The sequence below is a fragment of the Actinoallomurus sp. NPDC052308 genome (genome assembly GCF_040679195.1).
Lineage (GTDB): Bacteria > Actinomycetota > Actinomycetes > Streptosporangiales > Streptosporangiaceae > Actinoallomurus > Actinoallomurus liliacearum.
Genome location: NZ_JBFAUM010000006.1, coordinates 1 through 25,875, shown reverse-complemented (window position 1 = coordinate 25,875; position 25,875 = coordinate 1). Strand labels below are relative to the sequence as shown.

21 protein-coding genes, 1 tRNA gene and 1 pseudogene are annotated in these 25,875 nt (G+C 69.0%); 14 read left to right on the top strand and 9 right to left on the bottom strand.

The features are described 5' to 3' along the window. Positions 1–290 precede the first annotated feature (290 nt). The gene (locus tag AB0L00_RS18935; RefSeq protein WP_364435495.1) at positions 291–1,490 is read left to right on the top strand and encodes a HEAT repeat domain-containing protein; all 1,200 of its coding nucleotides are present in this window, start codon (positions 291–293) and stop codon (positions 1,488–1,490) included. Positions 1,491–1,742: 252 nt separating this feature from the next. After that, on the top strand, positions 1,743–3,092 hold the full coding sequence (locus AB0L00_RS18930) for a serine hydrolase domain-containing protein (protein WP_364435492.1): 1,350 nt from the start codon (positions 1,743–1,745) through the stop codon (positions 3,090–3,092). A 10-nt stretch (positions 3,093–3,102) separates the two neighbouring features. Here the strand turns inward: AB0L00_RS18930 and AB0L00_RS18925 are convergent, their stop codons facing one another. Genes AB0L00_RS18925 through AB0L00_RS18915 form a run of 3 tightly spaced genes read right to left on the bottom strand, consistent with a single transcriptional unit; the run spans position 3,103 to position 5,720 of the window. Then, positions 3,103–3,768: a response regulator transcription factor gene (locus AB0L00_RS18925; RefSeq protein WP_364435489.1), complete on the bottom strand. Its 666-nt coding sequence runs from the start codon at positions 3,766–3,768 to the stop codon at positions 3,103–3,105. Continuing rightward, the gene (locus AB0L00_RS18920; RefSeq protein ID WP_364435486.1) at positions 3,765–4,958 is read right to left on the bottom strand and encodes a histidine kinase; all 1,194 of its coding nucleotides are present in this window, start codon (positions 4,956–4,958) and stop codon (positions 3,765–3,767) included. The genes AB0L00_RS18925 and AB0L00_RS18920 overlap by 4 nt, the downstream gene beginning before the upstream one ends. A 33-nt stretch (positions 4,959–4,991) precedes the next feature. Next, on the bottom strand, positions 4,992–5,720 hold the full coding sequence (locus AB0L00_RS18915) for a DUF1453 domain-containing protein (protein ID WP_364435483.1): 729 nt from the start codon (positions 5,718–5,720) through the stop codon (positions 4,992–4,994). Positions 5,721–5,790: 70 nt separating this feature from the next. Between AB0L00_RS18915 and AB0L00_RS18910 the strand changes: the two genes are divergently transcribed. Then, positions 5,791–6,465 (top strand): DUF1152 domain-containing protein, encoded by a 675-nt coding sequence (locus AB0L00_RS18910; RefSeq protein WP_364435480.1) that lies wholly within the window; start codon positions 5,791–5,793, stop codon positions 6,463–6,465. Between the two features lie 196 nt (positions 6,466–6,661). Continuing rightward, positions 6,662–6,979 (top strand): LuxR C-terminal-related transcriptional regulator, encoded by a 318-nt coding sequence (locus AB0L00_RS18905; protein ID WP_364435478.1) that lies wholly within the window; start codon positions 6,662–6,664, stop codon positions 6,977–6,979. A gap of 90 nt (positions 6,980–7,069) precedes the next feature. Here AB0L00_RS18905 and AB0L00_RS18900 read toward each other — a convergent pair whose 3' ends face one another. Continuing rightward, on the bottom strand, positions 7,070–8,089 hold the full coding sequence (locus tag AB0L00_RS18900) for an NADPH:quinone reductase (protein WP_364435475.1): 1,020 nt from the start codon (positions 8,087–8,089) through the stop codon (positions 7,070–7,072). A gap of 85 nt (positions 8,090–8,174) precedes the next feature. After that, positions 8,175–9,032: an aldo/keto reductase gene (locus tag AB0L00_RS18895; RefSeq protein WP_364435472.1), complete on the bottom strand. Its 858-nt coding sequence runs from the start codon at positions 9,030–9,032 to the stop codon at positions 8,175–8,177. 262 nt (positions 9,033–9,294) lie between these two features. Here AB0L00_RS18895 and AB0L00_RS18890 point away from each other — a divergent pair, with 262 nt between their 5' ends. Together AB0L00_RS18890 and AB0L00_RS18885 are read left to right on the top strand one after the other, a co-directional pair. After that, a complete protein-coding gene (locus AB0L00_RS18890; protein WP_364435470.1) occupies positions 9,295–9,882 on the top strand; it encodes a TetR family transcriptional regulator in 588 nt (195 codons plus the stop codon). A gap of 249 nt (positions 9,883–10,131) precedes the next feature. Continuing rightward, positions 10,132–11,283 (top strand): cytochrome P450, encoded by a 1,152-nt coding sequence (locus AB0L00_RS18885; RefSeq protein WP_364435467.1) that lies wholly within the window; start codon positions 10,132–10,134, stop codon positions 11,281–11,283. Between the two features lie 148 nt (positions 11,284–11,431). Here AB0L00_RS18885 and AB0L00_RS18880 read toward each other — a convergent pair whose 3' ends face one another. Next, a complete protein-coding gene (locus AB0L00_RS18880) occupies positions 11,432–12,328 on the bottom strand; it encodes a M20/M25/M40 family metallo-hydrolase (protein WP_364435464.1) in 897 nt (298 codons plus the stop codon). 798 nt (positions 12,329–13,126) lie between these two features. On the opposite strand from AB0L00_RS18880, the gene AB0L00_RS18875 reads away from it, so the two are divergent. The 3 genes from AB0L00_RS18875 (at position 13,127) to AB0L00_RS18865 (ending at position 19,496) form a co-directional block, all read left to right on the top strand. After that, entirely contained in the window at positions 13,127–14,137 is a 1,011-nt protein-coding gene (locus AB0L00_RS18875) for a pentapeptide repeat-containing protein (RefSeq protein WP_345367211.1), read from the top strand. A gap of 2,219 nt (positions 14,138–16,356) precedes the next feature. Continuing rightward, on the top strand, positions 16,357–17,094 hold the full coding sequence (locus AB0L00_RS18870; RefSeq protein ID WP_364435461.1) for an SDR family oxidoreductase: 738 nt from the start codon (positions 16,357–16,359) through the stop codon (positions 17,092–17,094). Between the two features lie 236 nt (positions 17,095–17,330). After that, entirely contained in the window at positions 17,331–19,496 is a 2,166-nt protein-coding gene (locus AB0L00_RS18865) for a protein kinase (RefSeq protein ID WP_364435458.1), read from the top strand. 200 nt (positions 19,497–19,696) lie between these two features. On the opposite strand, the gene AB0L00_RS18860 is transcribed toward AB0L00_RS18865, so the two are convergent. After that, positions 19,697–20,011, bottom strand: a complete 315-nt coding sequence (locus tag AB0L00_RS18860; RefSeq protein WP_345367225.1) for an EthD family reductase — start codon at positions 20,009–20,011, stop codon at positions 19,697–19,699. A gap of 207 nt (positions 20,012–20,218) precedes the next feature. On the opposite strand from AB0L00_RS18860, the gene AB0L00_RS18855 reads away from it, so the two are divergent. The 3 genes from AB0L00_RS18855 to AB0L00_RS18845 all read left to right on the top strand — a co-directional run bounded on the left by AB0L00_RS18855 (position 20,219) and on the right by AB0L00_RS18845 (position 23,218). Beyond that, the gene (locus tag AB0L00_RS18855) at positions 20,219–21,238 is read left to right on the top strand and encodes an AraC family transcriptional regulator (protein WP_364435453.1); all 1,020 of its coding nucleotides are present in this window, start codon (positions 20,219–20,221) and stop codon (positions 21,236–21,238) included. A 609-nt stretch (positions 21,239–21,847) separates the two neighbouring features. Beyond that, the gene (locus AB0L00_RS18850; RefSeq protein WP_364435450.1) at positions 21,848–22,159 is read left to right on the top strand and encodes a hypothetical protein; all 312 of its coding nucleotides are present in this window, start codon (positions 21,848–21,850) and stop codon (positions 22,157–22,159) included. A 447-nt stretch (positions 22,160–22,606) separates the two neighbouring features. Next, positions 22,607–23,218, top strand: coding sequence for a hypothetical protein (locus tag AB0L00_RS18845; RefSeq protein WP_364435447.1), 612 nt, complete (start codon positions 22,607–22,609; stop codon positions 23,216–23,218). A 485-nt stretch (positions 23,219–23,703) separates the two neighbouring features. Here the strand turns inward: AB0L00_RS18845 and AB0L00_RS18840 are convergent. Beyond that, positions 23,704–23,791: transfer RNA gene (locus tag AB0L00_RS18840), tRNA-Pro, on the bottom strand. Between the two features lie 888 nt (positions 23,792–24,679). Between AB0L00_RS18840 and AB0L00_RS18835 the strand changes: the two genes are divergently transcribed. After that, positions 24,680–25,135, top strand: a complete 456-nt coding sequence (locus AB0L00_RS18835) for a helix-turn-helix domain-containing protein (protein ID WP_364435444.1) — start codon at positions 24,680–24,682, stop codon at positions 25,133–25,135. A gap of 77 nt (positions 25,136–25,212) precedes the next feature. Further along, positions 25,213–25,647, top strand: a complete 435-nt coding sequence (locus AB0L00_RS18830) for a PIN domain-containing protein (protein WP_364435441.1) — start codon at positions 25,213–25,215, stop codon at positions 25,645–25,647. Positions 25,648–25,790: 143 nt separating this feature from the next. On the opposite strand, the pseudogene AB0L00_RS18825 reads toward AB0L00_RS18830, so the two are convergent. Beyond that, positions 25,791–25,875: pseudogene (locus AB0L00_RS18825) on the bottom strand (IS5/IS1182 family transposase); the annotation flags it as partial.

The window sequence follows — 25,875 nt, the reverse complement described above, 5'->3', positions numbered from 1 at the left end:
GGGTTTCGGGAGCCGGTTCCGGCTCCGCCGCCGGAGGCGGAACCGGTTCGCCGAACGGCGCGGGCAGCGGCGGGCAGGCGCCCTGGCGGTGACGGTCGTCGGTGAGGTGCTCCCACAGCGGGCGCAGCCGCGCCGGATCGTCCTCGGCCAGCCGCGACAACCGCTGGATCACGGCCCAGGGCGGGACGATCCGCCCCGACAGATAGCGGGAGATCGAGGAGTCGCTCGCGTGCACGAGCGCTGGCGAGACGCGTGTGCCGTTCTCGCTGCGCGGCGACATAATCACTGAAGTGAATTTCGACGGACTGATCAGCGACCTCGCATCGTCGGATGAGGCGATCTGGAGGCCGGCCCAGAACACCTTCAAGGAGCTCGGTGACGCCGGGGTCCCCGCGTTGATGGCGGAACTGCTCGATGAGGAGTCGCCGCTCGACTGGGCCCGGGCCGGCTTTCTGCTGAGAGAGCTGGGCGACGCGGCGTTCTGCGCGATTCGTGACGCGGTCGCCACCGATCTGCCAAAAGAGCCGGCGCGAAGGGCCGGCTGGACGTTCGGCGGTTTCTTCGGTGAGTACTGGGACCGTCTCCTGGAGTCGCTCGAGCATCCCTCGGCCGACGTCCGGGAGTGCGCGGCCCTCTGCCTGCAGAGAATGGGCACGGAGGCGCTGCCGGCGACCGGCGCGCTGATCCGGCTGCTCGGCGATCCGGACCCGGGCGTACAGCAACGAGCGATCTGGGCGCTGGAGGAGCTGGGGCCCGGAACGCTGGACGCGTTGCGTGAGGTGCGGAGGTCCGGTCCGGGCGCGTATCGCGCCAACGCCTTCAGCGCGATGATGAACATCGGCGGACCCGAAGTCCTGTCACGAAAGGACCAGGATCTCTGGCGACGCCATCTCGGGGCGAAGGCCGTCGCCGACCGTCCCCAGATGATCTGGGAGAACAGCTGCATCGCCGTTCCCGGCGGTGACCAGAAGGCCATCCTGGAGATCCTGGATTTCTCCGACCCCGGTCCGATGTACTTCGACCTGGGATTGGCCGTCGCCAGTGGATCATGGTGGACGGTGCCGCCGGTCGAGCACACCCAGCGGGCCGAGGCGTTCATCACTCCGGAGGTCGACGGCTGGACTCTCATCGTCAGCGGCTGGTGCTACCCGGCATGGGATGACGAGTGGTACGCGCAGACGCGCGACGCCCTGCGACGGCTGAGCGAGCGTTTCGGCGTCGCATGGGGATTCGCCGGGCGCGGCTATGCCGGTACGGAGGCGTGGGCCTGTGCCAAGGGCGGCGACGTCATCTGGGAGCAAGAGGTCACCCAGGACGACGAGTGGGGCGAGGACGATTCCACCGGGGGCATCGACACGGACGAGCCGCTCGGCATCGACCCGACCGCACTGACCGAGAAGACCCCCATGCGCGGCGCGGGCCTGCGTGCGCTGACCCCGTACGGGCGCGACGCTCCACGGAAGGAGGCCGCCGAGCCCGCCACGGGATGAGACCGCCGAGGACTCGAGCCGGTCCACACCGCTCTTGCCGCGGGTAACCGATGATCACGAGAGCGTCGGCTCGTCGCCAAGTCTCATCTCTCGCGGTTTCACCGAAGTCGGCCGAGGGGACGACGTCAGCGGATCATGCGGCATAAAGTCAGGGCAGTAATCCCTTGACGTGGGCGATCGTCGCCGCCGGCCGGGTCATCGCCGAAAGATCCGACCCTTTGTCTCGATTACTTCGGCCAAGGCGGTTGCTCCATGGGATTTCCGAAGAGCATGGCGATGGTCATGTCCGGCGCGGTTCTCGTCGGGAGCGCATCCCTCGCCGCGGGCGCTGCTCCCCGGGCCGGCGCCGCAGTGGGCGTGGCCGAAGAAGTCATCTCCGACGGTGGTTGCTGCGGGGCCCCCAGCGGCCGATCGAGCAGCGGCGACGTCGACCGGAACCGCCATGGGGAACGGCTCGAAGGCAGAATCCGGAACCGCAACTTCAACAGCGGCTACAGCCACGCGCAGCAGCGGGGACACGGTGAACAGGAATCCGCCGCCACCACCTCCTCCGCGGCTTCGGCTTCCCAGTCTCCGCCGGGTGAGCCGACCGCGGCGATGCGGTCGTACCTGCGGGATCTGGCGGCGGAGAAGAAGTTCACCGGCTCGGCGCTGGTGGTACGGCGTGGGCGGGTGCTGGTGCGGTTCGCCGCCGGCGAGGCCGACGAGGAGAGACACATACCCGTCCGCCCGGACACGGTCTTCCTGATCGCCTCGGTCACCAAGCAGTTCACCTCAATGCTCGTGCTGAAGCTTCGCGACCGTGGACTGCTCGGCCTGGACGACCCGATCTGCCCGTATCTCATCCCGACTTACATCGACGCCTGCCCGGCGGCGTGGCAGCCCATCACGATCCGCGAAATTCTCGTCCATACCTCAGGCATCCCCGATTACCAGAATCTGCCCGGCTTCTATGAAAAGCTCTCGCAACCGACCACGACCCGCGAGATCATCCAGCGGTTCGTGAACCTGCCACTGGACTTCACACCCGGCACCAGCTGGAAGTACAGCAGTTCCGGCTACATCCTGGCCGGGGCGATCATTCAGAGCGTGACGCACCAGCCGTACGGCGCCGTGCTGCACGACGAGATCACCGGCCCGCTGCGCCTCCGAGACACCACTTACAGCAGGGGCTACGGGCCTCCCGGGCACGCGAGGGGCTACTTCACGATCGGGTCACCCGCCCCGCCCATCAACGGCTCCCAGGCGTTCGCCGCGACCGGCATCTACTCCACCACCGACGACATCGTCCGCTGGGACCGGGCGTTCGGCGCCGACCTGGTCGCACCACCCGCCACCGTCGACGAGGCGTTCTCGCCACAGGCGCCATGCCCGCCCGGCGGCTGCCTCACCCTGCCGTCGAGCGCGTACGCCTTCGGCTGGCTCATCGACCGGCTCGACGGGCACCGGCTCGTGTACCACCCGGGTCTGCTCCAGGGCTACGCCGCGAGCAACATGTACCTGCGTGACGACGACATCGAGGTCGTCGTGCTCAGCAACGTCGAGGCCACCGACACCAACGGCATCGCCCGCCACCTCGCCACGATGGCCCTCAGGTCGTAGAGCGCGGGGGTCACACCGGGCGTCCGTTCTCCTTCCTGCTCCCGGCGAGGGTGAGGGCCAGCCGTACGGCGTCGGCGCGAGAGTGCAGATCGGCCTTGGCGAACAGATTGTTGATGTGGGTCTTCACGGTGGATTCGGTGATGTACAGGCGCCGGGCGATCTCGTTGTTGCGCAGGCCCTGGCCGATGAGGTCGAGGACCTCCCGCTCGCGCGCGGTCAGCGGCATCGGCGTGTCCAGTTCGGGCGCGGGGGCGCGGGTGGCGAGGGTGAGCAGCCGCGACTGCACGTCGGGGTCGAGGACCGCCTGCCCGGCGTGTGCGCCGCGCACGGCCTGGACGATTCTCGTACGGTCCGAGTCCTTGGTGAGGTACCCGCGGGCGCCGGCACGCAGCGCGGCGAGGATGGACTCGTCGTCCTCGAACGTCGTCAACACCACGACCGGCAGACCAGGCCGGGCGGCCAGGATCCGCCGGGTGGCCTCGACCCCGCCCATGACCGGCATGTGCAGGTCCATCAGGACGACCTGCGGGTCGTGCTCGCCGACCGCGGTGACCGCCTCCTCGCCGTTGGCGGCGGTGCCGACGACGGTGATGTCCGGGTCGAGGTCGAGCATGACCGCGAGCGCGTCCCGGATCGCGGCCTGGTCGTCGACGACCAACAGCCGGATCGACGTCATCGTGGCAACTCCAATCGCACTGTCCAGCCCGGGGCCGGCGGTTCGGTGGGGCCGGCGTACAGCGCGCCTCCGAGCAGACCGGCCCGTTCGCGCATCCCGACCAGGCCCATCCCGCCGCCCGAGTGGTTCGGCCGGGCGCCGGCCGTTCCGGTGTCGGTGACGGTGAGCCGGATCAGCCGGTCGGTGTAGTCGAGCAGCAGGCGCACCTCGGCGCCGGGCGCGTGCCGATGCGCGTTGGTGATCGCCTCCTGCGCGGCGCGGATGACGGCCTGGGCGACCTCGACCCGGACCTCGCCGGGCTCACCCCGGACCTCGAATCCGGCCGTGCTCCCGTGCGCGATACGGGCGATGGTCTCAGGAAGCGGCAACGTGTCCTCGCGCAGCGCGTGGATCGCGCGGCGGGTCTCCCCGATCCCTGACACCGCCAGCGCCCGCGCTCGCCGTACGGCCTCGTTGGCGTCCTGGCCACGGCCCGCGGCGTACAGGGCGTCGGCCATGTCCAACTGCACGGCGATGCCGGACAGGGCGTGGCCGAGTACGTCGTGGATCTCCCGGGCGATGCGCCCCCGTTCCTCAAGCGCGGCCTCCCGAGCCTCGGACGCGGCCGCGCGCCGGCTCTGCCGGGCGGCGAGGTCGGCGATGGCCAGCGCGTCGGCCCGTTCCCGGCGCGCGAGGCCGATGTAGAGGGGCAGGCACACGATGAGCGAGACCCACCACGGCGACTCGTGCGGCAGGTGCAGGGAGGTGGATACCCAGCTCACGGTGGCCGTGGCGGCGGTCCCGGCTCCGACGATGGTGAACGCGGCCCGCCGGGAGACCAGCTTCTCGCCGGCGGTGACGGAGGCGAGAAGCACCAGTGCCGGGGCCGCCGTGTCCTTCGCCAACGAGAACGACACCGCACCGGCGGCCATGAACACCGACACCAGCGTCATCTGCATCCGGCCCGACAGGCGGCGCCAGGGCAGGATCGACGGCGCGACCCCCGTGGCGATGGCGACCACCACCACGCCCCAGGTGAGCCAGGGGAGCCGGACCGGCGGATGCTCGACGAGCTGGATCAGGGTGAGCACCGAGATGGTGCCGACGACGAACGGGCGGATCAGTTCGTCGGCGAAGCGCGCCGGGGTTCCCGCCGGCGCGTCGGCGGCGCGAACCCCGGCCGGGCGGGTGTCGTCAGGCTCGGCGTTCATCGCCGGACATTGTTCCGCCTATACCGGTCATGGTCATCGGTCACGGTGGCGCGGATCGGTGTCCCGCGCCCGGTCCTCGGGGGAGCCGTCGCCGTTCGGTCGCGGCCCGCCGTACGGGGCGGAACCGTCGTACGGCTGCCGGAAGTCGAGGTTGCGCACGTCCTCGATCAGCGCCGCGAGGCCGCCGCGCCCGCGCGGACGGCGTGTCCGGGACCAGTCGGTGGTCCGCACCTTCTCCTGCACCCCGTCCAGCAGGGACGACATCGTGTGCGGTGCGCCGTCGCGCCCCTTCGCCCACACGACCCGGCCGCTCGTGCGCATCGCCTTGGACAGCACGGCCAGCCCCTCCACCACCATGCCGGCGCCGAGCGTGAGCATCAGCCCACTGCTGCCGGCATGCGCAGCGGCCGGGTCCACCACGCCCAGCACGACGCTCGCGCCGAACCTGACCGCGAGGTTGATCCCCCACAACACCACGGTCGTCGCCGTGTAGCGCAGGTAGACGATGCCGTCCTTGTCGAACACGCGGATGCTCGCGCCGCGCAGCAGGCCCAGCACCAGGCTGAGCGCGGTGGTGCCGACCAGGAATCCGATGGAGACCGGGGACTGGGGCACCTTGGCCAGATCGGTGAGCCCGACTCCCGCGAGCACGGCGGGGAGCAGCAGCATGCGCTTGGCCTCGGCGGGCTCGCCGAGCAGACGGCGGGCCAGGATGTAGCCGACCGCACCGACGATCAGGATGATCTCGACGGGACCGCTCACCGATCCCACCTCCTCTCGGGGCACGTCATCTGGACGCCGTCGACGTTAGGAGGCCGGCGGCCCCGCCGTCGTGGGTCAGCCGCCGTATCCCGGGTGGACATCCGACTCCACCCGGCACGAGTGGCGTGCCGAGTGCCTCTCACGCGCCGTCACGCGGCTGGGCATCGACGCGATCGTGCTGGTCGACGGCGGCACCGACATCCTGATGCGCGGCGACGAGGCCGGCGTCGGCACGCCGGAGGAGGACATGACCAGTCTCGCGGCGGTCGCCGGTCTGGAGGTGCCGGTACGGCTGGTGGTGTGCGCGGGCTTCGGCGTCGACGCCTACCACGGTGTCTGTCACGCCCATGTACTGGAGAACCTGGCGGCACTCGATCGGGATGGCGCGTACCTGGGCGCGTTGACGATTCCGGGCGCCGGCCAGGAGGCACTGCTCTATCTGGACGCGGTCGCGGACGCGCAGCGGCACACACCGATGCGGCCCAGCATCGTCAACGGCCAGATCGCCGCCGCGATCCGCGGCGAGTTCGGCGACGTACGGTTCACCGATCGCACGCGGGACGGCGAGCTGTTCGTCAACCCGCTCATGGCGATGTACTTCACCGTCGACCTCCCGGGGCTGGCCCGCCGGCTTCTCTACCTCGACCGGCTCGCCGACACGGACACCCAGTACGAGGTGCGTGCGGTGATCGAGTGGTTCCGCCGAGATGTGCAGCGGCGTGCGCGCCGGAGCATCCCGCACTGACGGGCGGCTGCGCCCGAGCGGGATGTGCTCAGCCCTCGTACGCCGGTGCGCGGTATGTCTGCGCGGCCGCCCGCGGGGTAGGGCGGGGCCATGAGGACACTCGTGAAGACCGCCACCGGCGTGACCGCCACCGCGGTGCGCCCGTGAACTGCTCGCGGACGGAGCCGGGGCGGTCGGCTATCTGCTGAAGGACAGGGTGTCCAACACCGAACAGTTCATCGACGCGGTCGAATCGGTGGCCCGTGGTGGTACGGCGATGGACCCGCAGGTCGTCGCCAAACTGCTGACCCGAGGAGACGCGCGCGGCCGTACGGCCGAACTGAGCCCCCGCGAACGCGAGGTGTTGAGCCTGATCGCCGCCGGGCGCTCCAACGTGGCCATAGCTCAGCAGTTGATGATCTCTGCCAGCGCGGTCACCAAAGACATCGCGAGCATCTTCGGGAAGCTCCACCTGCCGGAGTCCGTGGACGACAACCGCCGTGTTCTGGCCGTGCTCGCCCATCTCCACCGCTGACCGCGTTCTTACGGCGACGGATCCGGACGGCCGTGAGCGGGATCGCCTCGGTCGGCCCGGCGCCGGGACGTCTTCGCGGGCGGTGGAGCGTCATCGCGTGACGTCCACCAGGACCTTGCCGACCGCGCCGCTCTGCACCGCCCGGTGCGCGTCGGCGGTGCGGTCGAGCGGAAAGCGGACCAGCGGCAGGCCGTGCTCCGCTCCGACCGGCAGGGCGCCGTCGGCGACTGCGGCGGCGACGTCCTCGGCGGCCGCGGTGCGCGCCTCGGAACCAGCGGTGTAGAGCACCAGGAACTGCAAGCGTGTGTTCAGCACCATGTTCCGCAGCACGTCCAGCTCGACCGGCTTGCCGCCGTCGTTGGCGTAGGTCGAGATCGTGCCGCGCGTCCGCAGCACGGCCAGGTCCAGTGCGAGGTTCGCGCCGAGCGCCACCTCGGCGACGATGTCGACGCCGTCCGGGGCGATCTCGCGGATCTCGGCGGCCGGGTCGCCCTCGCGATAGTTGATCACATGGTGGGCGCCGGCGGCAGTGGCCAGCCGGGCCTTCTCCGGGCCGCTGATCGTGCTGATCACGGTGGCGCCGGCCCATCGGGCGAGCTGGATCACCGCGTGCCCGACCGCTCCGGCCCCACCCGCAACGAGCACCACCCTGCCGTCGAGCGCCCCGGGCCGCAGACGGCGCGGCCCGTCCTCGGCGACGGTGAGCGCGCGGTGCGCGGTGAGCGCGGGAACGCCGAGTGCGGCGCCGACGTCGAAACCGGCCTCATCGGGCAGCGGCACGGCCTGCTCCGCGGGCACGACGGTGAACTCGGCGGCGGTGCCGGTGGGCCGCCCGGCGGTGGCCATGAACAGCCAGACCCGCTGACCGATCCGGCTCGGGTCGACCCCCTCACCGACGGCGTCGATCGTGCCGGCGCCGTCCAGGTGCGGAGTGACCTCGGGGAACCTCGTGGGGCCGGTGGAGCCGGAGCGGGCCTGCCAGTCGGTCGGGTTCACGCCGGACACCGCGACCCGGACGCGAACCTCGCCGGGGCCGGGCACGGGCAGGTCACGGTCGACGAGCCGAAGAACGTCGGGGCCGCCGTTGTCGCGGTAGATGATCGCTCTCATGATCCGTTCCTAGGGTCTCTTGCTGCTGGTGCTACGGCGAAAGGGGCGTTCATCCCCATGCCCGTCCCCACGCTCTTCCCTCCGCCTAGCCGATCGGGACTTCGTTGGAGCGGGACTCGACGGCGTTGAGGGCGGCGCGGGTGGCGTCGTCGAAGGTGAGCTCGCCGACCGCCATGTTGGCCTCCAGGTGGGCCGGGTCGGCGGTGCCGGGTATGAGCAGCACGTTCGGCGCGTGGTGCAACAGCCAGGCGAGACCGACCTGGGAGGGCGTGACACCCAGCGACTCGGCCACGGCGTGGACGGCCGGCTCCTCGGTGACCTTGGGCAGGCCCGGAAACGCCCCGCCGAGCGGGAAGAACGGCACCCACGCGATGCCCTCGGCCGCGCACAGCCGCAGCATGTCCTCGTCGGCACGGGAGACCAGGCTGTACGCGTTCTGCACGCAGACGATGCCGGCCGGCAGAGCGCGGCGCAGGCCGTCGAGGGTGACGCTGCTCAGGCCGATCGCGCCGATCTTGCCCTCGTCCCGCAGCGCGGTCATGACCCCGAGCTGATCGTCGAGGTCGACCACCTGGTCGCCCTCGGGACGCAGCCCGGGGCCGGAGTCGAGGCGCCGGAGGTTGACCACGGGGAGCCGGTCGACGCCGAGGCTGCGGAGGTTGTCCTCGACGCTGGCCCGCAGCTGCTCGGGCCGCTGCGCGATCCGCAGCGGCAGACGTCCGCCCGGATTGGGGTCGGCGCCGACCTTGGTGACGACCAGAACGCTGTCTTCCCGGCGCAGAGCTTCGCGGATCACGGCGTTGGCGAAGCCGAACCCGTAGAACTCGGCGGTGTCCACGTGATTCACGCCGAGCTCGACCGCGCGGCGCAACAGCGCGACGGCCTCGCCGCGGCGGTCACGGAGGCGGTCGAGCTGGGCCGCGCCGTAGCCGACCCGGGACACGGTGCGGCCGGCGAACGAAGCGGTAGGGGTGCTGATGATGTCTCCTCGGTCGGCGATCGCATCGCGTCTGACAGTCGGACCGACACCGTACGAACATGGAATGACAGATGTCAATATTTGTCACTCCAAGCTGACGCGGACGGACTGACAGACTTTGACGTTCGTCAGTCCGTTGACGTACGTTCTCCGCTGCGGAGGTCGGGTGACCGGGCGCGACAGCGTCGAAGCGCCGACCTCGTACCAGCTCGACAGGGAGATCTGATTGCGCGGGGAACCGCTCGACGCGGAGACGATCGTGTCGGCCACCGAGGAGGTCCTGCGCCGCCACGGTCCGGAGAAGACCACGGTGCTCGACGTCGCGCGGCTGCTGGGAGTGAGCCACGGGAGCGTGTACCGGCATTTCCCGTCCAAGGCGGCGCTGCGCGAGGCCGTGATACGGCGCTGGCTCGACCGGGTGCAAGAGGATCTCGCCGCGGCGATTCAGGATTCCGAACTGCCCCCACCCGACCGGCTACGTGGGCTGCTCACCACCATGTTCGCCGTGAAACGGGCGAAAGCGCGGGAGGACCCGGAGCTGTTCGCCACCTTCCGGGTGCTGGCGGCGGAGCACAGCACCGTGTCCTCCGCCCATGTCGCCTTCTTGTTCGCCCAGATCCGCGCGATCGTCGTCGACGGCATCGCCGGCGGGGACTTCGCGGCCGGTGAGCCAGAGGTGATCGCGCGAGCCATTTTCAACGCGACCAGCCGCTTCCACGATCCGACGCACGCCGCGGAGTGGTCCTCCCCCGAGGTCGAAGCGGAGTCCGCGAGTGTCATCTCGCTCATCCTCGACGGCATCCGGGCACGGTGATGGCCGCTCAGATGATCGACCGCAGTAGCCGTGATCACCCGCCGGTCCGTCGGTCGGAGACCATCGCGTAGCACGGCGGGCATGACGCCGCCAAGCCCCCGACCGGCCTCAACAAAGTGCACTTCTCAGTCGACCGGTCACTTGTTACGGTTTGCCCGACCCGGGGCTTCGGCGACAGTGAGGACCCTTCCGATGGCCGACCATGGTGAAGCCGGCGTCCAGCAGCCTCTTTCGATCGAAAGGCTCCCGGTGAGCGAGGACCGGGACACCGCCTACGCCAAGATTCGCGAGCGGGGACCGGTCACCAGGGTCACCACCGGGGTGGCGGCCATCTCACGGGAGACGGTCGAGTACGTCCTGCGGCATCCGGAGCTCTTCTCCTCCAAGCGGGCCTACGAGAGCGCGGGCAGCCCGGTGCCGATGCTGCCGATCGCGTTCGACCCGCCCGAGCACACCCGCTACAGGCGCCTGCTCCAGCCCCACTTCAGCCCGCGCCGGATCAGGGCGATGGAGTCTGAGATCAGAGCGCTCGCCGTCAGACTGGTCGGCGATGTCGCCGACGCGGGCCGCTGCGATTTCGTCTCGAGCATCGCCGTACCGCTCCCGGCGCAGGTGTTCCTGACGATGTTCGGACTGCCGCTCGCCGACCGTGATCGCCTGATCGCCTGGAAGGACGCCATCCTCAGCTCGGCCCCCGAGTTCGGAGCCGAGGCCCCCTCCGAGGCCGCCGCCGAGGCCGCCCGCGAGCTTTCCGGCTATCTGGTCGAGCACATCGCGGCGCGCCGCGCGGAGAGCGGCGGGACCGATCTGCTGGCAGTCCTCCTCGCCGACACCGGCGACGACCGCCTCACCGAGCACGAGCTCCTTGGCATGTGCTTCCAATTCGTCCTCGCGGGGCTCGACACCGTGACCGACGCCCTGTCGAACGCCTTCGCGATCCTGGCCACCCGGCCGGACTTACGGCAGCAGCTCGTCGACGACCCGGGCATCATCCCCGACGCGATCGAGGAACTCCTCCGTATCGACGGCCCGATCCTGACCCTCCCTCGCGTGGCCGTTGAGGACGTGCAGCTGGACGGCCACCGGGTCACCGCGGGTTCCGCCGTCCATGTCGCCGTCGCGGTCGCCGACCGAGACCCCTCGGAGCATGCCGAGCCCGACACGATCGACTTCCACCGCCGCCAGCCCCATCTGGCCTTCGGGATCGGGCCGCACTTCTGCCTCGGGGCTCATCTCGCGCGGCTGGAGATGAAGGCGGTCCTGGAGGAATGGCATCGTCGCATCCCGAGCTACCGACTCGTCGACGGAGTTCGCCCAGCGGCCCTCTGGCCGGCCGGCCTGGTCGGGGTCGCCGGCCTTCCCCTCGTCTACCCGACCGAGCCGAGACGGGCCGACGGCTGAGCGCGGTCTCCGCTTTTCAGGAGGGACATCGGCCCTGCTGACGGTGCCCGTGCCGAGGCCAGACGGTGGTCGACGCGTACCGGAGGCAACCGGTGGTGGCTGCCGTCGCCGTCCTGGACGGCACGCCCATCCGGCGACCAGGCGCTCGTCAGGGTGCAGAGTGCCCGGTCCCGATCCCGGCGCGATGGGCGAGCCAGCCGGCCATCGCGCGGACGCCGACGCCGATGGCGCGCTCGTCCGGGTCGAAGGTGCCGAAGTGCGGATACGCGGTGGTGATGTCCGCGCCGGGCCGCCGGACGCCGAGGAAGCTGAACGTCCCGGGGACGCGGCGGAGGAACAGCGCGAAGTCCTCGCCACTGAACGGGATCGCCGCGTGCATGGTCGTGACGGCCTGACGGCCGAGTCCGCGCTCCAGGTAGTCGCGGACCTCCCGTCCCGGACGTGGCGGGCACACCATCGCCGGGAACGCGTCGGCGGGAAACTCGATGCGGGCGTCCGGGTACCGGCCGGTCAGGTGGCGCAACTGGTCGCGGATCTCCGGGATGCGTTCCTGCGGCCAGCACCGGTACGTCGCGCGGACCTCGACGTCGCCGTTGGCGGCGGGACGCGCGCCGGCCCTCATCCAGACGAACCGGGCCAGCGGCCCGTGCGGCGTCTCCACCTCCCGGATGAGTCGTTCGAGGTCGGCCGACGTCTGCGGAGGCGTGACCGTCGACAGCGCGCCGAGGTCGGCGACGAGCCGCTCGGCCCGGTCGGAGGCGCCGGGCCCGGTCAGCGTGATGCTGCCGTGGTCCTGACCCGGCAGCCCGGTGCCTGGCGTGACCGCGAACGTGCCGACCGGGAAGGGGCCGCAGTGCAGTGCGTGGATCTCGTCCGGCCTCGTCCGCTCCAGCACGCCGTCGGAGATCATCGCCTGCGCCCCGGCGAGGGCCTCCTCTCCCGGCTGGAAGAAGAACACCACCCGGCCGTGGAGCCGGGTCCGCAGGCGCGCCAGCACCTCGGCGACCCCGACGCCGATCGTGGTGTGCAGGTCGTGGCCGCACACGTGCGCGGGATCCGGACCGCCGTTGATCTGCGAGACCGGCGGCGCGCAGCCGGTCCGCGACGAGCGCGGCGGTGTGGACCTCGTCGCCCGCCAGTTCGGGGTGGCGGTGGATGTCGCGGCGTAGGGCGATCAGGTCGGCATCGAGCCGTCCGGCGAGGGCGTCGATCCGACCTTCAAGCCTGGACGGCTCGGCCGCCTGAGCTGGAATTCCGGTGGTCAGGACGCCTCCCGCGCCGAGCGCGACGGCGCCGCCGAGCACGCTCCGGCGGGTCAGGGCGGGGTTTCCAACGCGGCGATCAGTCATGCCCTGGACACTACGGATCCTGGGCCGCGCCCTCGATACGGTCAGGCACCGTCCCGGGGTGTACCCAGGTCCACTGTTCCGGTCGGCGTCAGGCCGCCGAACGCCACGGTGATGTGGTGGGGGACGGTCGTCCACTCGGCCTCGCCCGGCTCACGGGCGGCCGGCCGACGGTCGTGTCCAACATCGGTGTGGCAGCGACGGCTGAGGCGTTCCGGGATTGAGTGAGATGTGACCGCGACCGGCGGATCAATATCGGCGTTGCCATGAGTGCGGCGGACGATGGTCGAGGCGCCGGGTCTCCTGCCGATGGCCCTTCTCCGCGGCGGCGGAGCCGCCCTTGTGATCCACCAGGCGCGCGATCTCCCTCCACGCCGACCTGCCGCGCCTGAAGGCGTGTACGCACCTGTCGGTGGAGGACGTGCTGAGGTTCGTCGGTGATGGACTTTCGCGAACGGCGTCTCGCCGAAGACGGGAAAAGCGGAGAGGATGACCGGGTGCGGGTGTTCAACAGACGGTTCGCCAGGGCGACGAGGCGGCTTGAACACGCCGAGACCGCGGTGCGGCTGGCCGGGGTGTACGCGCTGGCCGGTCTGGCCGACGATTGGCAGGACGGCCGGCAGACCTGCATTGACGAGCTGTGCGCCTACCTGCGGACGCCCTACGAACCTCCCTCGGAGGCCGGCCCTCCGGCCGCCGAGCAGCTGGCGTTCGGCGGCAGCCGGGAGGTGCACCACACCGTCATCTCGATCATCACCGCACACCTGCGCGATAACGCTCGGGTCTCCTGGCGAGGCCATGACTTCAACTTCACCGGTGCCCGCTTCGATGGAGGCGACTTCAGCGGCGCGGAGTTCTCCGGCGGTATCGTCGACTTCCGCGACGCCGTGTTCTCTGGCGGCATCGTCGACTTCACCGGCACCGCGTTCTCGGGCGCCACCGTCGACTTCACCGGTGCCAGGTTCGCCGGTGCCTCCATCGACTTCACGGGCGCGACCTTCTCCGACGGCCCCATCCACTTCGTCTCCGCGGAGTTCTCCGGCGGTACGGTCCGCTTCGGCGACGCGACATTCTCCGGTGCCACCCACTACTTCATCACCGCGGTGTTCTCCGGCGCCTCCATCGACTTCACCGGAGTGACATGCTCGGGCGGCGCCCTCGACTTCGCCGGCGCGGAGTTCTCCGGCGGCGCCGTTCACTTCACCGGCGTGGCGCTCTCCGGTGGCATCGTCGGCTTCAGCGGCGCGGAGTTCTCCGGTACCACCGCCCACTTCAACGACGCGACGTTCTCCGGTGGCACGCTCGACTTCACCGACGCGACATTGTCCGGCGGCACCCTCCACTTCACCGACGCGGAGTTCTCCGGCACCACCATCGTCTTCACCGGCGCGAAGTTCTCCGGCGGCACCGTCGACTTCAGCGACGCGACCTTCTCCGGCCGCCGGGGCGGCCTCGGCAAGGACCTCGCCACGGACCCACCCGCGGGGCTACTGCTGCCTCCCGGATAGCCCCGCGAGATCACGCGCCGATGAGTAGCCCCCTGCTCGTTGGGCCTGCGCGAGATAGATGGCGTCGCGAGCGCCTGCCCGGGCCGAAGAGATCTATTTGCTGGCATACGCGGCGACGAGCCGACGACCTCCGCTTCGCCTCCACATGGCTTAACAGAGGCGTACCAGCCGTCCAAGCCGCAGAATGCACGGGGCACGGCGTCTCCGTCCTGCTTAAGGTCTACACCGAGTGCATTGGGGCCATGATGATGCTGTCAAATGCCACATCGAGGCCGCTCTGCGGGGATAAATCCTTGGATGGATCGGAGGGTGAGATAGGAGTCATCGGACTTATCGCCATATCGATTCTTACTTGATTGTGGCCTTAGTGATGCAGTTCACGTATCGATGGGTGGGTATCCATCTCGCGCCGCTGTCGGGTGGCCTTATCGGAAGGTTCGATCTCCAGTTCAGGCATAGGTGCGTAGAATTGATGCAAAACACGAAACGATCACTCGTTGAAGCGTCCGGTGGAGTGGGTCGGCTGGCTTTTGCGGCGACAGCGGCAGTCGGCGGACTCGCAGTGACGATGTTCTTGCCGCCGTCGGCTCCGGCGGAATCTAAGACGCCGGAGATCTCGCCCGTTGGTTACGGATTTAGCCCGGTATCTGGACTATGCCATCGAGGGATCTTCAGGTCTCACTGTTTCTATGTCGGTGGCGATAGGGACAAGATTGTAGAAGAGGATGAAGGCGATCCAATTCCAGCATTCGCGATAGGAGCCCTGGAAGGGTCGCGAGGATCGCGAGGGGCCCGAGGACCGCGGGGCCCGCGGGGGGCACCAGGACTGCGAGGGCCGCGAGGAGATACCGGCTTGGCCGGTCCCGCTGGCCCCACGGGACTCGCCGGACGCACCGGACCCAGCGGCCCGACTGGACCCGCCGGGGAGACTGGATCGACTGGGCCGGTTGGATCGACTGGGCCGACGGGGTCAACTGGGCCGGCTGGACCGGTTGGATCGTCTGGGCCGACTGGGCCGACTGGGCCACTTGGGCCGACGGGTCCGGTTGGATCGACGGGTCCCACCGGCTCGATTGGCCCGGCTGGATCGTCTGGGTCGACGGGGCCGACTGGGCCCCTTGGGCCGACGGGGCAGACGGGGCCGACTGGGCCGGTGGGGCTCCTCGGATCGACGGGTCCCACTGGGCCGACCGGGCCGATTGGATCAACCGGACCGACTGGATCGACGGGGCCCACAGCGCCGACGGGGCCCACAGGGGCGACCGGGCCGACAGGACCGACCGGGCCGACAGGACCGACTGGACCCACAGGGGCGACAGGACCCACAGGACCGACCGGACCGACCGGGCCGACAGGCCCGACTGGGCCGACAGGCCCGACTGGGCCCACAGGGCCGAGCGGGCCCACAGGGCCGAGCGGGCCCACAGGGCCAGGGGGACCATCCAAGTGCCTTGGCGCGGCGGCCGCCCAAGGTCAGACGAAGGCTGTCGTGGCTGTTCGTAATGGGAAGGTGTTTGGCCAGACAGTCAACGAGAGCACAAGTCCGCCTACGCCTACCCCGCTTACCGACTTCACTTCGGCATTTGGCGCCATTGCTGTGGATTGTGCATCGGTGACAATTCAGGGCAACGCTAATGTGTTCGTCACCGTGCGCACAAACACCGATCAGCTCCTTGAGGTCGGATGCACGTTGAACAACTTCCCAACCAGCTGCGGCGGGACAGTAACCAACCTAGGGACAATACCCATGTTGGTGCGCGCATCTGTCGCTGCCGAACACAAAATGCCGTAGCACACACCCTTTGGCCGAGGGAGTTCGAGAGCCAACCGCTCGCCAAGGCGGTCAGCGCCGTCAGGTGGCGTCGATCAGATCCGCAGTGCGCCGCGCGGGTGGCCCGGTACACGGTCGCAGGCGGCCATCCTTCGGAAGCCATGTCCTTCGACTCGGGTATGGCTTCCGAAGGATGACGGATCCGTCGACGCTCGTCCGACGAACACGGCCGCGTCGCAGGTGCCGAGGATGCCGAGTTCCTGATCGAGCTTCTCGTTAGCGAGCCGTCAAAGCGTCGTAGTCGGACAGGGTGATGTCGTCAACACATTCTCGGGATACCCGTCTCCGTCGGGGAGCAGTATCCCTCTTCCTCACCGGACTCCACCGGGCGCCCGGTCGGCGGCTTCACCCCGATCATCTGGCGCGGCGGTCTGGTACACGTTGAATCATGACGGATCTGATCGAACTGACCGGCCGGACGGTGATCGTCACGGGCGCGTCGTCTGGGATCGGCGAAGCCACCGCGCGGTTGTTGCACGCCGCCGGGGCGTATCCGGTACTGGCCGCGCGCCGGGCCGACCGGCTGGCCGCGTTGAGCGAGGAACTCGACGGGGCGCTGGCGGTGCCCACCGACGTAACCGACGCCACGCAGGTGCGCGATCTGGTCGCGGCCGCACTGGACCGGCACGGGCAGATCGACGGCTTGGTGAACAACGCCGGCGCCAGCATCCAGGGGCCGATCGCCGACATCGATGTCGCCGAGTACCGCAAGATCCTCGACCTCAACGTGGCCGGCCTGGTCGACGTCACCCAGGCGGTGCTGCCCGCCATGCGGGAGGGGGGCTTCGGGCGGATCGTGAACGTCAGCTCGGGCACGACCCGCCGGGTCGCGACCGGGGTGGGGGCGTACGCGGCGACCAAGTCGGCGGTGAACATGATCAGCTCGGTGTTGCGAGAGGAACTGGCCGCGGACGGAATCGCGGTGTCGCTGCTGCTGCCCTCGGTGACCGCGACCGAGTTCGGCAACGGCATCTTCAAAGATGGCGTGCCTCCCCGGCCAGGGTTGGTGGTGCATCGACCGGAGTACGTGGCCGGTGTGGTGCTGCGGCTACTGCGCACCGGCGAGGACACCTTCGACATCCCGCACGGCCCCGAGCAGCCCGACATCATCCGCGTACCTGAATAAGGGGGTCACGCGGATCGGGCTGAGGCCCTCACCCCGGAGTGAGGTGCCGGCAGGGACTCAGTGATCACGAGGTCGTTGACGTTCCGCGATCACAGGAGAGATCGTGCCCGCCCTGCCTTAGGTCAGATGGCTGTCGACGTGTGTCGGCGGTAGCCGGTGGTGGTCGCCGTTGCTGTCAACCGCCGCTGTCAGCCGTGCTAGCTGACGCGCAATGTCCGGTTCGCTATCTTCGTTCCATGCACGGTGAACCCGGGGAGATCCTCGCCGGTCGCTACCGGATCCTCGGGCTCATCGGACGCGGCGGCATGGGCCGGGTCTGGCGCGCGTACGACGCCGAGCTTGATCGCGAGGTCGCCGTCAAGGAACTGCGGCTGCCCGACGAGATCGACGACACCGAGCGGCGCGAGTGGTACGCCCGGGCCGCCCGCGAGGCGCGCGCCGCCGCCCGCCTGCACCACCCCGGCATCGTGGCCCTGCACGACCGGGTGATCGGCGACGATGGCCGCCCGTGGCTGGTGATGGAGCTGGCCGCGGGAGGGTCGCTGGACGATGTGCTGCGTACGGGCGGGCCGCTGCCCGTACGGCGGGTGGCGGACATCGGCCGTCAGATGCTGGACGCGCTCGCCGCCGCGCACGCCAAGGGCATCGTGCACCGCGACGTCAAGCCGGCGAACGTGCTGCTGGACGGCGACCGCGCGGTGCTCACCGACTTCGGCATCGCCGTGCTGGAGGGCGACGCCACGCTGACGAAGTCCGGCATCCAGCTCGGCACCCCGGCGTACATGTCACCGGAACAGGTCCGCGGCCACGCCGCCACCCCGCGGTCGGACCTGTGGGCGCTCGGCGCCACCCTGTACGCCGTGGTCGAGGGCCGCCCCCCGTTTCAGGGCCCGACGCACGGCGCGGTCTTCGTCGCCATCGCCACCGAAGACCCACCGCCGCCGACCCGCGCGGGCCCCCTGACGGACGTCCTCACCGGCCTCCTCAACAAGGACCCCGACGCCCGACCCACCCCGGAGTACGTCCGCGACCTCCTCATCCCGCAGGCCGCGCCACCGCCCGCCGCGCCTCCCGAGTCCGCGTCCGGTCCCTACGGTGGCCGATCTTCGGCGAGTTCCGAGGCCACGCTTCCGGCGCCCGGGCCACCGCCCGAGTCCGCGCCCGGTCCGTACGGTGCTCGACCTCCAGCCGGTCCCCAGCCCGGGCCGGGCGATGGCCTGGTTCCGGTGCCTCCCGCGCCCGGCCCATCCGGTGACCTGTCCCCGGAGCGTCCCGAGTTCGCGCCGCATTCGGTGCCGCCCGGCTCGTACGGTGGCACGGTCCAGACGGGCACCGAGGTCCTGGACGGGACCGTAGGTCGCCTCCGACGTGGGCGGGTCGCGGCCATCGTGGCGGGCACCGTCGTCGTGCTCGCCGCAGCCGTCGGCGTCGCCGTACGGGCCGGGACGGGTGGCGCCTCCGTGCCCACGCACCACCCGACCGCCATCCCGACGACCATCCCGGCCGACCGCGTGCTCGACACCGACTCGGCCGGGGTCTGGGGCGTGGCGTTCAGCCCGGACGGCAAGACGCTCGCCAGCGCCGACAACTACGACGCCGTCCGGCTGTGGGACACCGCCACGGGACGACAGACCGCCGTGCTGGACAGCGGTACCGGCGACCCCGACAAGTCCCGGCACATCGTGACGTTCAGCCCGGACGGGAAAACGCTGGCCACCGAGGACGACAACGGCAGCATCCAGCTCTGGGACGTCGCCGCCAGGCGGGTCATCACCACCCTCACCACCCCGAAGGGCGAGAGCGCCACGTCCGCGACGTTCAGCCCGGACGGTACGACCCTCGCCGTCGGCTCCTTCTGGCTCGGCGACAACGCGGCGATCATGGTCGGGGTGCGGCTCTGGGATATCGCCACCCGGCAGGACACCGCCACCACCCCGACCGAGGGCCACTTCATCTTCGAGCCCGCGTTCAGCCCGGACGGCCGGACGCTGGCGTACGGCGACGGCGACCACATCCGCCTCTGGGACGTCCCCGGCCGCCGACCGAAAAGCCCGATCAACGCCCATCGCGCCGTCGACGCGGTGGCGTTCAGCCCGGACGGGAAGACCGTGGCCGGTGCCGGCACCAAGGTCGACGTCGAGACCTGGGACGTCGCCACGCACAAGCCCGGCGAACGCTTCGCCGGCGGCACGAGCGGCGAGGTCGCGTTCAGCCCCGACGGCCGTTACTTGGCCGCCTGCGACGAGGAGAACGGCCCGACCGCCACGGTCTGGGACGCGCGAACCGGCAAGGAGGTCCACGCGTTCGGCTCGACGACCGGCTACTCGGTGGCGTTCAGCCCGGACGGCAAGACGCTGGCCGGTGGCGGTTCGGACGGCCGCATCCACCTGTGGCGGCTGTGACGTCTCACTCCGGCTCGTCGGCCAGAGGGAGATCTGGACTCTTCATCACCTCGAACCGGGCGTTGGCCGGTCCCCTCGCGACGGCCTTCGCTCGCGCGATATCACCCATCGGCTGTGGGGGTGGGCCGGGAGGGGGTCCTGCCCCCTCCCGGCAATCGGTTGCCGCAATGACGACGGGACTGGAATCCGTCTTGTTCGGCCTAGGCGTCCTCGAGGACTTCTGCGAATGCGATCACAACGCCTCCGGTGGCGTGCTCGCGGGTAGCGGCGACGAGCGGACCCGCCTCCGCGGCGGCGGCGCTTGCCGCCGCGTAGTCGGCGAAGTACAGGTCCAAAAGCCGGTACGCCGGAGTCGGGCTGCCGTCCTCCTTGGGCCAGACCTTCGACGTCTGCAGCCGAGTCAGGCCGGGGAGCTTGCGCGCCAGCGCGAGCTGCTCGGAGTAAGCTGCCTCGAATGCGTCCGGGTCGGTGGGGTTGGAATAGACGAAGCTGATTTTAGTCGGCTTTTCCGCCATGGATGATCTCCTGGTTGTTAGTCTCGGCTGATACAAGCGAGCAGGCCCAGACCTGGACGATGATGTCGGGCGAACTTTCGCTATCGCAGCTGCTTCTCCGATGAAGAAGCCGGCATATGACAGAGCGCCCAGCGCCGTCCTAAGTCCTTTCGTTTGTTGGCCCCACTCACTGTTCGTCGATCGTAGTTAGAGGAATGGGCAGCGACCATGACCGCTCCGCCAGGAAATTTTGCTGATCGTCCAGCGACGTCAGCCGATCTGCTCGGATCGCCGCATGAGTTCGCCGATCCGCCGGCGCTTGAGGATGCCGCGCTCGGCCTCGACGCAGATAGTCAGTCGCACGACTTGCTCTCGGAGCTGCTCCGGAGGGTCCGTCTGAGCGGAGAACGGATCGTTGCGTACGCTCCGCCGCGAACCTTCTCGATCGGCTTCGCCGATATCGGCAGCCTGCACATCATCGAAGAGGGCGAACTCGTGGTTCGGGTCGACGGAGACCCGCACGTCGAGCACGTAAGCCGCGGCGATGTCGTCCTGTTCCCGCGCGGCGACCCGCACCACGTCAGCGACGGGGGCAAGCGGGCGCAAGCGATCGTGCGCGCCGGCGTAGCCGAGAACGACGCACCCGAGCCGGCGCGCTGGCTCTGCGGAACATTCACGATCGGCGATCCGAAGGCGAGCCACCTGCTCGGGAGCCTCCCGGCCGTGATCATCCTGCGCGGCGTCCACGGCCCAGCGCTCGAGGGGCTCGAAGTCGCCCGCAGGATGCTCGTGATCGAGATGCAATCGCCCTCTCAAGGGTCGGCGGTAATGGTCGCCCGCATCCTCGACCTGATCTTCATCCAGATTCTGCGTGCCTGGGCCGCCGGCGCGGACGCCGAACCGAACTGGCTGCCCGGTGCGTTCGACCCGCAGATCGGTCTGGCCTTGAGCGCCATCCACCGAGGTCCCGGCCACGACTGGACGGTCGAGGAGCTGGCCCGAGCGTGCAACCTTTCCCGGTCGGCGTTCGCTGCGCGGTTCGTCGCTCGCGTTGGGATGCCGCCGGCGGCCTATCTCGCGCACGTACGCCTGGACGCGGCTACCGACCTGCTGCGCGACACCTCCCATCCGGTCGCGCTCATCGCGCAGAGGGTCGGCTACACGTCGGAGGCGGCATTCAGCCGCGCGTTCAAGAACCGCTACGGCACGCCACCAACCCGCTGGCGACGAGACATACGAGGTCGCTGATGACCCGCGACAACGTCCGCCGTCGTTCGTCGCGGATGTCACGCTGTTGGTCACCCACGGCCGAAGGTGAGATGCCCAGTTCGGAGCATCGAGGCGTTGTCGTCACGTCTGCTGCTGCCCTCAGGACCGCTTCTACGCCCGTTCAGTGGACGTCGAGGTGATCCTGAGCGGGTCCGCGCAGGTCGACGAGCCTGCCGGCAAGCCCGTGCTGACCCTCCACGACACGGTCCGGGGGAACAGCAGGCGGCAGTTGGAGCGCACGGCGCTTCTCGAGGCGCGTCGGCGCCTCCGTTGGCGTCTCGGTCCTGACGCCGTGCTCCACGTCAAGTTCAGGGACGGGTTCCCCGGGGGCCGCGTCCGATAAGCAGCGCGCCACGGGCCTGTACTACGCCGGCATCGTGGACGTCTACACATCTGGGGGTGCCGCGTAAGCGGTGTCACACGCAAGAGCGGCCCTTTCCGGATCTCCGGGAAGGGCTGCTTTTTCGTGTGCCCGACCGCTCTGGCCCGGCGGGGCCGCAGCTCATGAAAAGTTCGGGTGACCTTGTTCACTGAAATCGGCTGAGTAATGCGGACGCTGCAAGATCGAAAACTTTTATACTCGCCACCATGAAGAAAACGATCTTGGGCGCGTTGGTAACTGTGGCGGCCGGCGCCGTCGTATCCATCACACCGACCGCCGCGCACGCCGAACCGTGGCCTTCCGGCTGCAAGGACGGCTACATGTCGCCCCGCGTCGGCACGTGGGCGCGATGTGCGTCCGGCGCAGGCTATGTGCGGGCCATCGCCAAGTGCCACCAGCGGAACGGGAGCGGCCAGAAGACCGTCTACGGCCCCTGGAAGTGGGTCGGCGAAACCTCGCGGGCAATGTGCGGTCCCAACTGGATCGCCGTGGGTCACACTCACACCATCAAGCACTAGCCCCGATTAGGCCTGGCCCACTGACCTGGGCGTCCCGCCGCATTTTGTCCGGGGGGTATCGTCGGCCACAGTGACATCGAGGCCACCATGACGATCTACGCACACGCGGCCTTGGACGAGGGACGCAAGGCGCTTGGGAAGCCAGGAGATGCCCTCGGCTGAGGACGTTGCCGTCAAAAAGACCCCGGGCGATCTCCGCTCGGGGTCTTTCTGCACGTTAGGTGTGGTGGGCGGGGGCGAACGTTCGACCTTCCGCTTGGCGTCGGCCATGCGGTCGATGCCCATGTCAGGGTCTCTTGGTTCTGGGCATCAGGCTGCGAAGTCGCTCCATATAGCACGTTTGCGGTGGGTGAGCCGAGCGGTCGTTCGCCTGCAAGAACACGGTGTCGCTCGAGGATGAAATGAGTTCCTTGATGCGGGGCTGAAAGGGGTTGGACAAGGGGGTGGGTGGAGAAGTTCGGTGGACTCCGCGTGGTTCTGATCACCCGCATTCCGGCAAACCAGGTCCGGGCGGTCGAGGTCTCACCAAACCAGAAGCGCGCTCGCCCAGAGCGGCACCGGAGTTACGGAGATGACCTTATGTGTACGATCCTGGCGACCGCCGCGACCGCTGCCATCCTCGCCCTCGGCCTGTCGGCCTGCAACAACGCCGGAGGCGCCGGCGCGGCCCCGGCACCGTCGTCGGCCGCGTCGTCGGCCACAGCGGCCACGACATCCTCTTCCTCTTCTGCGTCCGCGGGACAGTCGACCGCGCCCCAGCAGCACAACACCGTCGCGCCGTCCGAGCAGGACGCGCCGCCCAGCGAGGTGGGTCAGGCGGAGGGTGAGTTGACCTATCTCGCGCCCGGCAAGTACCAGGTGGGTGACACGGTGTTCTTCACGGCCGCCGACACCGTCCTGATCGTGGCGGGCGGCAAGTGCCCGGATGGGGCGGCCCGCCCGGACAACCGCTGCACTACCGACAACATGGACATGTGGGTCCAGTCCGCGCAGCGCTTCGCGAAGGTCAGTTTCAGTGGCCAGGCCGCCACGGTCATCCGCGAAGTCGAGGACATCTGAGGATGCTCCACCTCAAACGCCGCATCGCGGCAGCCCAACAGGGCTAAAACTTGGGCACGTATCCGACATCGCCCCCCATTGACGACCGACCACGACCAGACACACAGCGAACAGCGTCCGACCTCATCCTGCAGGTCGGACGCTGTTCTCAAAGATCACGACTTGTGGGCAGGGGCCGAGTCGAACCGCCGACCTTCCGCTTTTCAGGCGACTTACGCTGTGTTTGGCCAGCACCTTAGACGTTGCTGCTGCCCTGGAAGGCCCCAACCGAGCGGGAACGTCCGCCGTCGTTCGTCGCGGTTGTCACGCAGTTAGTCACCCGCCCGTGATCCTCCTGGCGAGCTGGAACAGCGGGGGCGCCCGCCGCTGTTCCAGCCCCCGACGCGCGCGGGGGGACACATGGAAGGCGCGATGTCCCCCACGGTCTCCCCTTGGTTCTGGCAGGTCACGGACGGTTGGGCGACAAGAGGGACGCGGGGGACACTTGGTCGGGGCTGGAGGGAGAAACCAGCGGACCAACGGCGCGAGCCGGCCTCTTCGTCCCGAACGAACCGCGCTGCCAAGCTGCGCTACACACCGGTGGCCCTGCTCGTTGAGGGCCTTGTCGGCGTAGACGGCCGCCCCGGCGAGCGATCGAGATCTTCGGAAGCTCCGAGATTCCTATCAAGATCGGGTGGCGGACGAAGCATCCCCTCGGACAGTCCACAGTGAGCTGGCAAAAAGGCAGCTCTTCGACGACCCGAGGGAGCCTCTCATGCCCGACCGCGGTACCTACAAGGAGAACGGCGACAAGGGCGGCACCAAGACCCCGATCAAGGACGAGGGCAACAAGAAGAGCGGCGGCAAGTAAGGCCGCTGCCCATATCCCGTGAGGGAACAGCGCTCCGCCTCCGGTACGCCGGAGGCGGGGCGTTTCTCATATACGGACTCGGACCGCCCGGCCAGCCTCCGCCGAGGTCCAGGTGTTCACCCGGCAGGCCGCCTCGCTCGATGCGGTGGGAAGCCCTGCTCGAAGCACAGGCCGAGGCCGCACAGAACGGCCGGCGGCCCTACGAGATCCACGTCAAGTGGGCCGACCAATGGTGAGCCCGGACAGCCCTGGCCCGCGTCGACATGAACGCGGGCCAGAGTACGAACGCGCCCTGGTCGAGCTGTGCGAGGTGCTAGAGCTGCCCATCGTGGGCTACCCGCACCGGGAACAGGAGCTGGTCGAGCTGCGACGGCTGATCAGCAAGTACGTTGACGAGGCACGAGGTTCCTCGCCGAGCTCGACCACCGATAACCCCAGGAAGGCCGGGAGGCGCTCGGAAGCTCGGAGGCTAAGAGCGAGACAGCGGCGCTACGGCACGCGTGCTCCACTCGTACATACGATGATCCCGATTCAGCGCGATCAATGATGCTTCTCGAACCGTGTACTCGTGCCGGCCGTTGCGCACTGCGAATGTTGCGGATACTGCAGATATGACGTCTGCCCAGGCTAAGCGCCTAAGTCCCGGAACAATCGATGCCGAACTGGCCGAGCGTGCCAAGCGGCGGATCGCTGACTACCTCACCAGCCACCCCAACGCCCAGCAGATCCTGGTGACCGGTGAGCTTGCAGGTGAGGACGCTCTAGTGCTGCCACGCGAGGTGGTTGACATGGTTGCGTTCATCCTCATCCAGGCCGCCCAGGGGCGGGGAGTGAACGTGATGCCGCTCAAGGCTGAGCTGACCACGCAGCAAGCGGCCGACATCCTGAACGTATCCCGCCCCTATCTAATTGGCCTGCTAGAAGACGGCAAGATCCCGTATCGGCTGGTTGGACGGCACCGCCGCATCAAGTATGAGGACCTGCTCGACTACCAGCGCCGCGACGATGCTGAGCGCCGAGCTGCCGCCGACGAGCTGTCTGTACTCGGCCAGGAGCTGGGTTTCTAAGCCATGACCTTCGTCGTGGTCTATGACGCCAACGTACTGTTCGGCAACACAATGCGGGATTTGTTATCCGCATCGCCATGAGGCGGACTAGCAGGATCCGCGCCAAGTGGACCGACCAGATCCTGGATGAAGTGTTCAGCAACCTCGGCGCGCGGCGACCTGGCATAGCCGAAAAACTGCCAAGGGTTCGGGAGTTGATGAATCGGGCGGTGCCAGACGCACTAGTCACCGACTGTGAGCCGCTGATCGAGGGCTTAAAGCTCCCGGACCCTCACGACCGCCACGTGCTGGCTGCTGCGATCAAGGCAGGCGCTCAAATCATCGTCACTGCCAACGTCAAGGACTTCCCAAGGATGTTCTGCAGCCTTGGGGCCTGGAGGTCAAGACGCCGGATGAGTTCGTCCTCGATCAGATCGACATCGACGACCGTAACCTGTGGGCATGTGTTCAAGAGATCGCAGACACCCGGAACAACCCACCGGAGACCGTGGATGACGTACTCGATGTACTAGAGCGCGCTGGACTGGTGGAGGCTGTAGCGGCATTGCGAGCGCCATGACCTGGGGTAATGCGTCCTTGGGGTCCCGACATTGGCGCCTGCTTCATCGCCTGTATCCGCGTCATGGGGATGTTGGTAGCCGCCTAAGACGTCGTTTTATTTGGCGAGTCGGCGGTAGCAGATGAGGGCGGCAGCGATGCCGACGAACGCCAGGAAGTGGTCGGCTTTGCGTTCGTAGCGA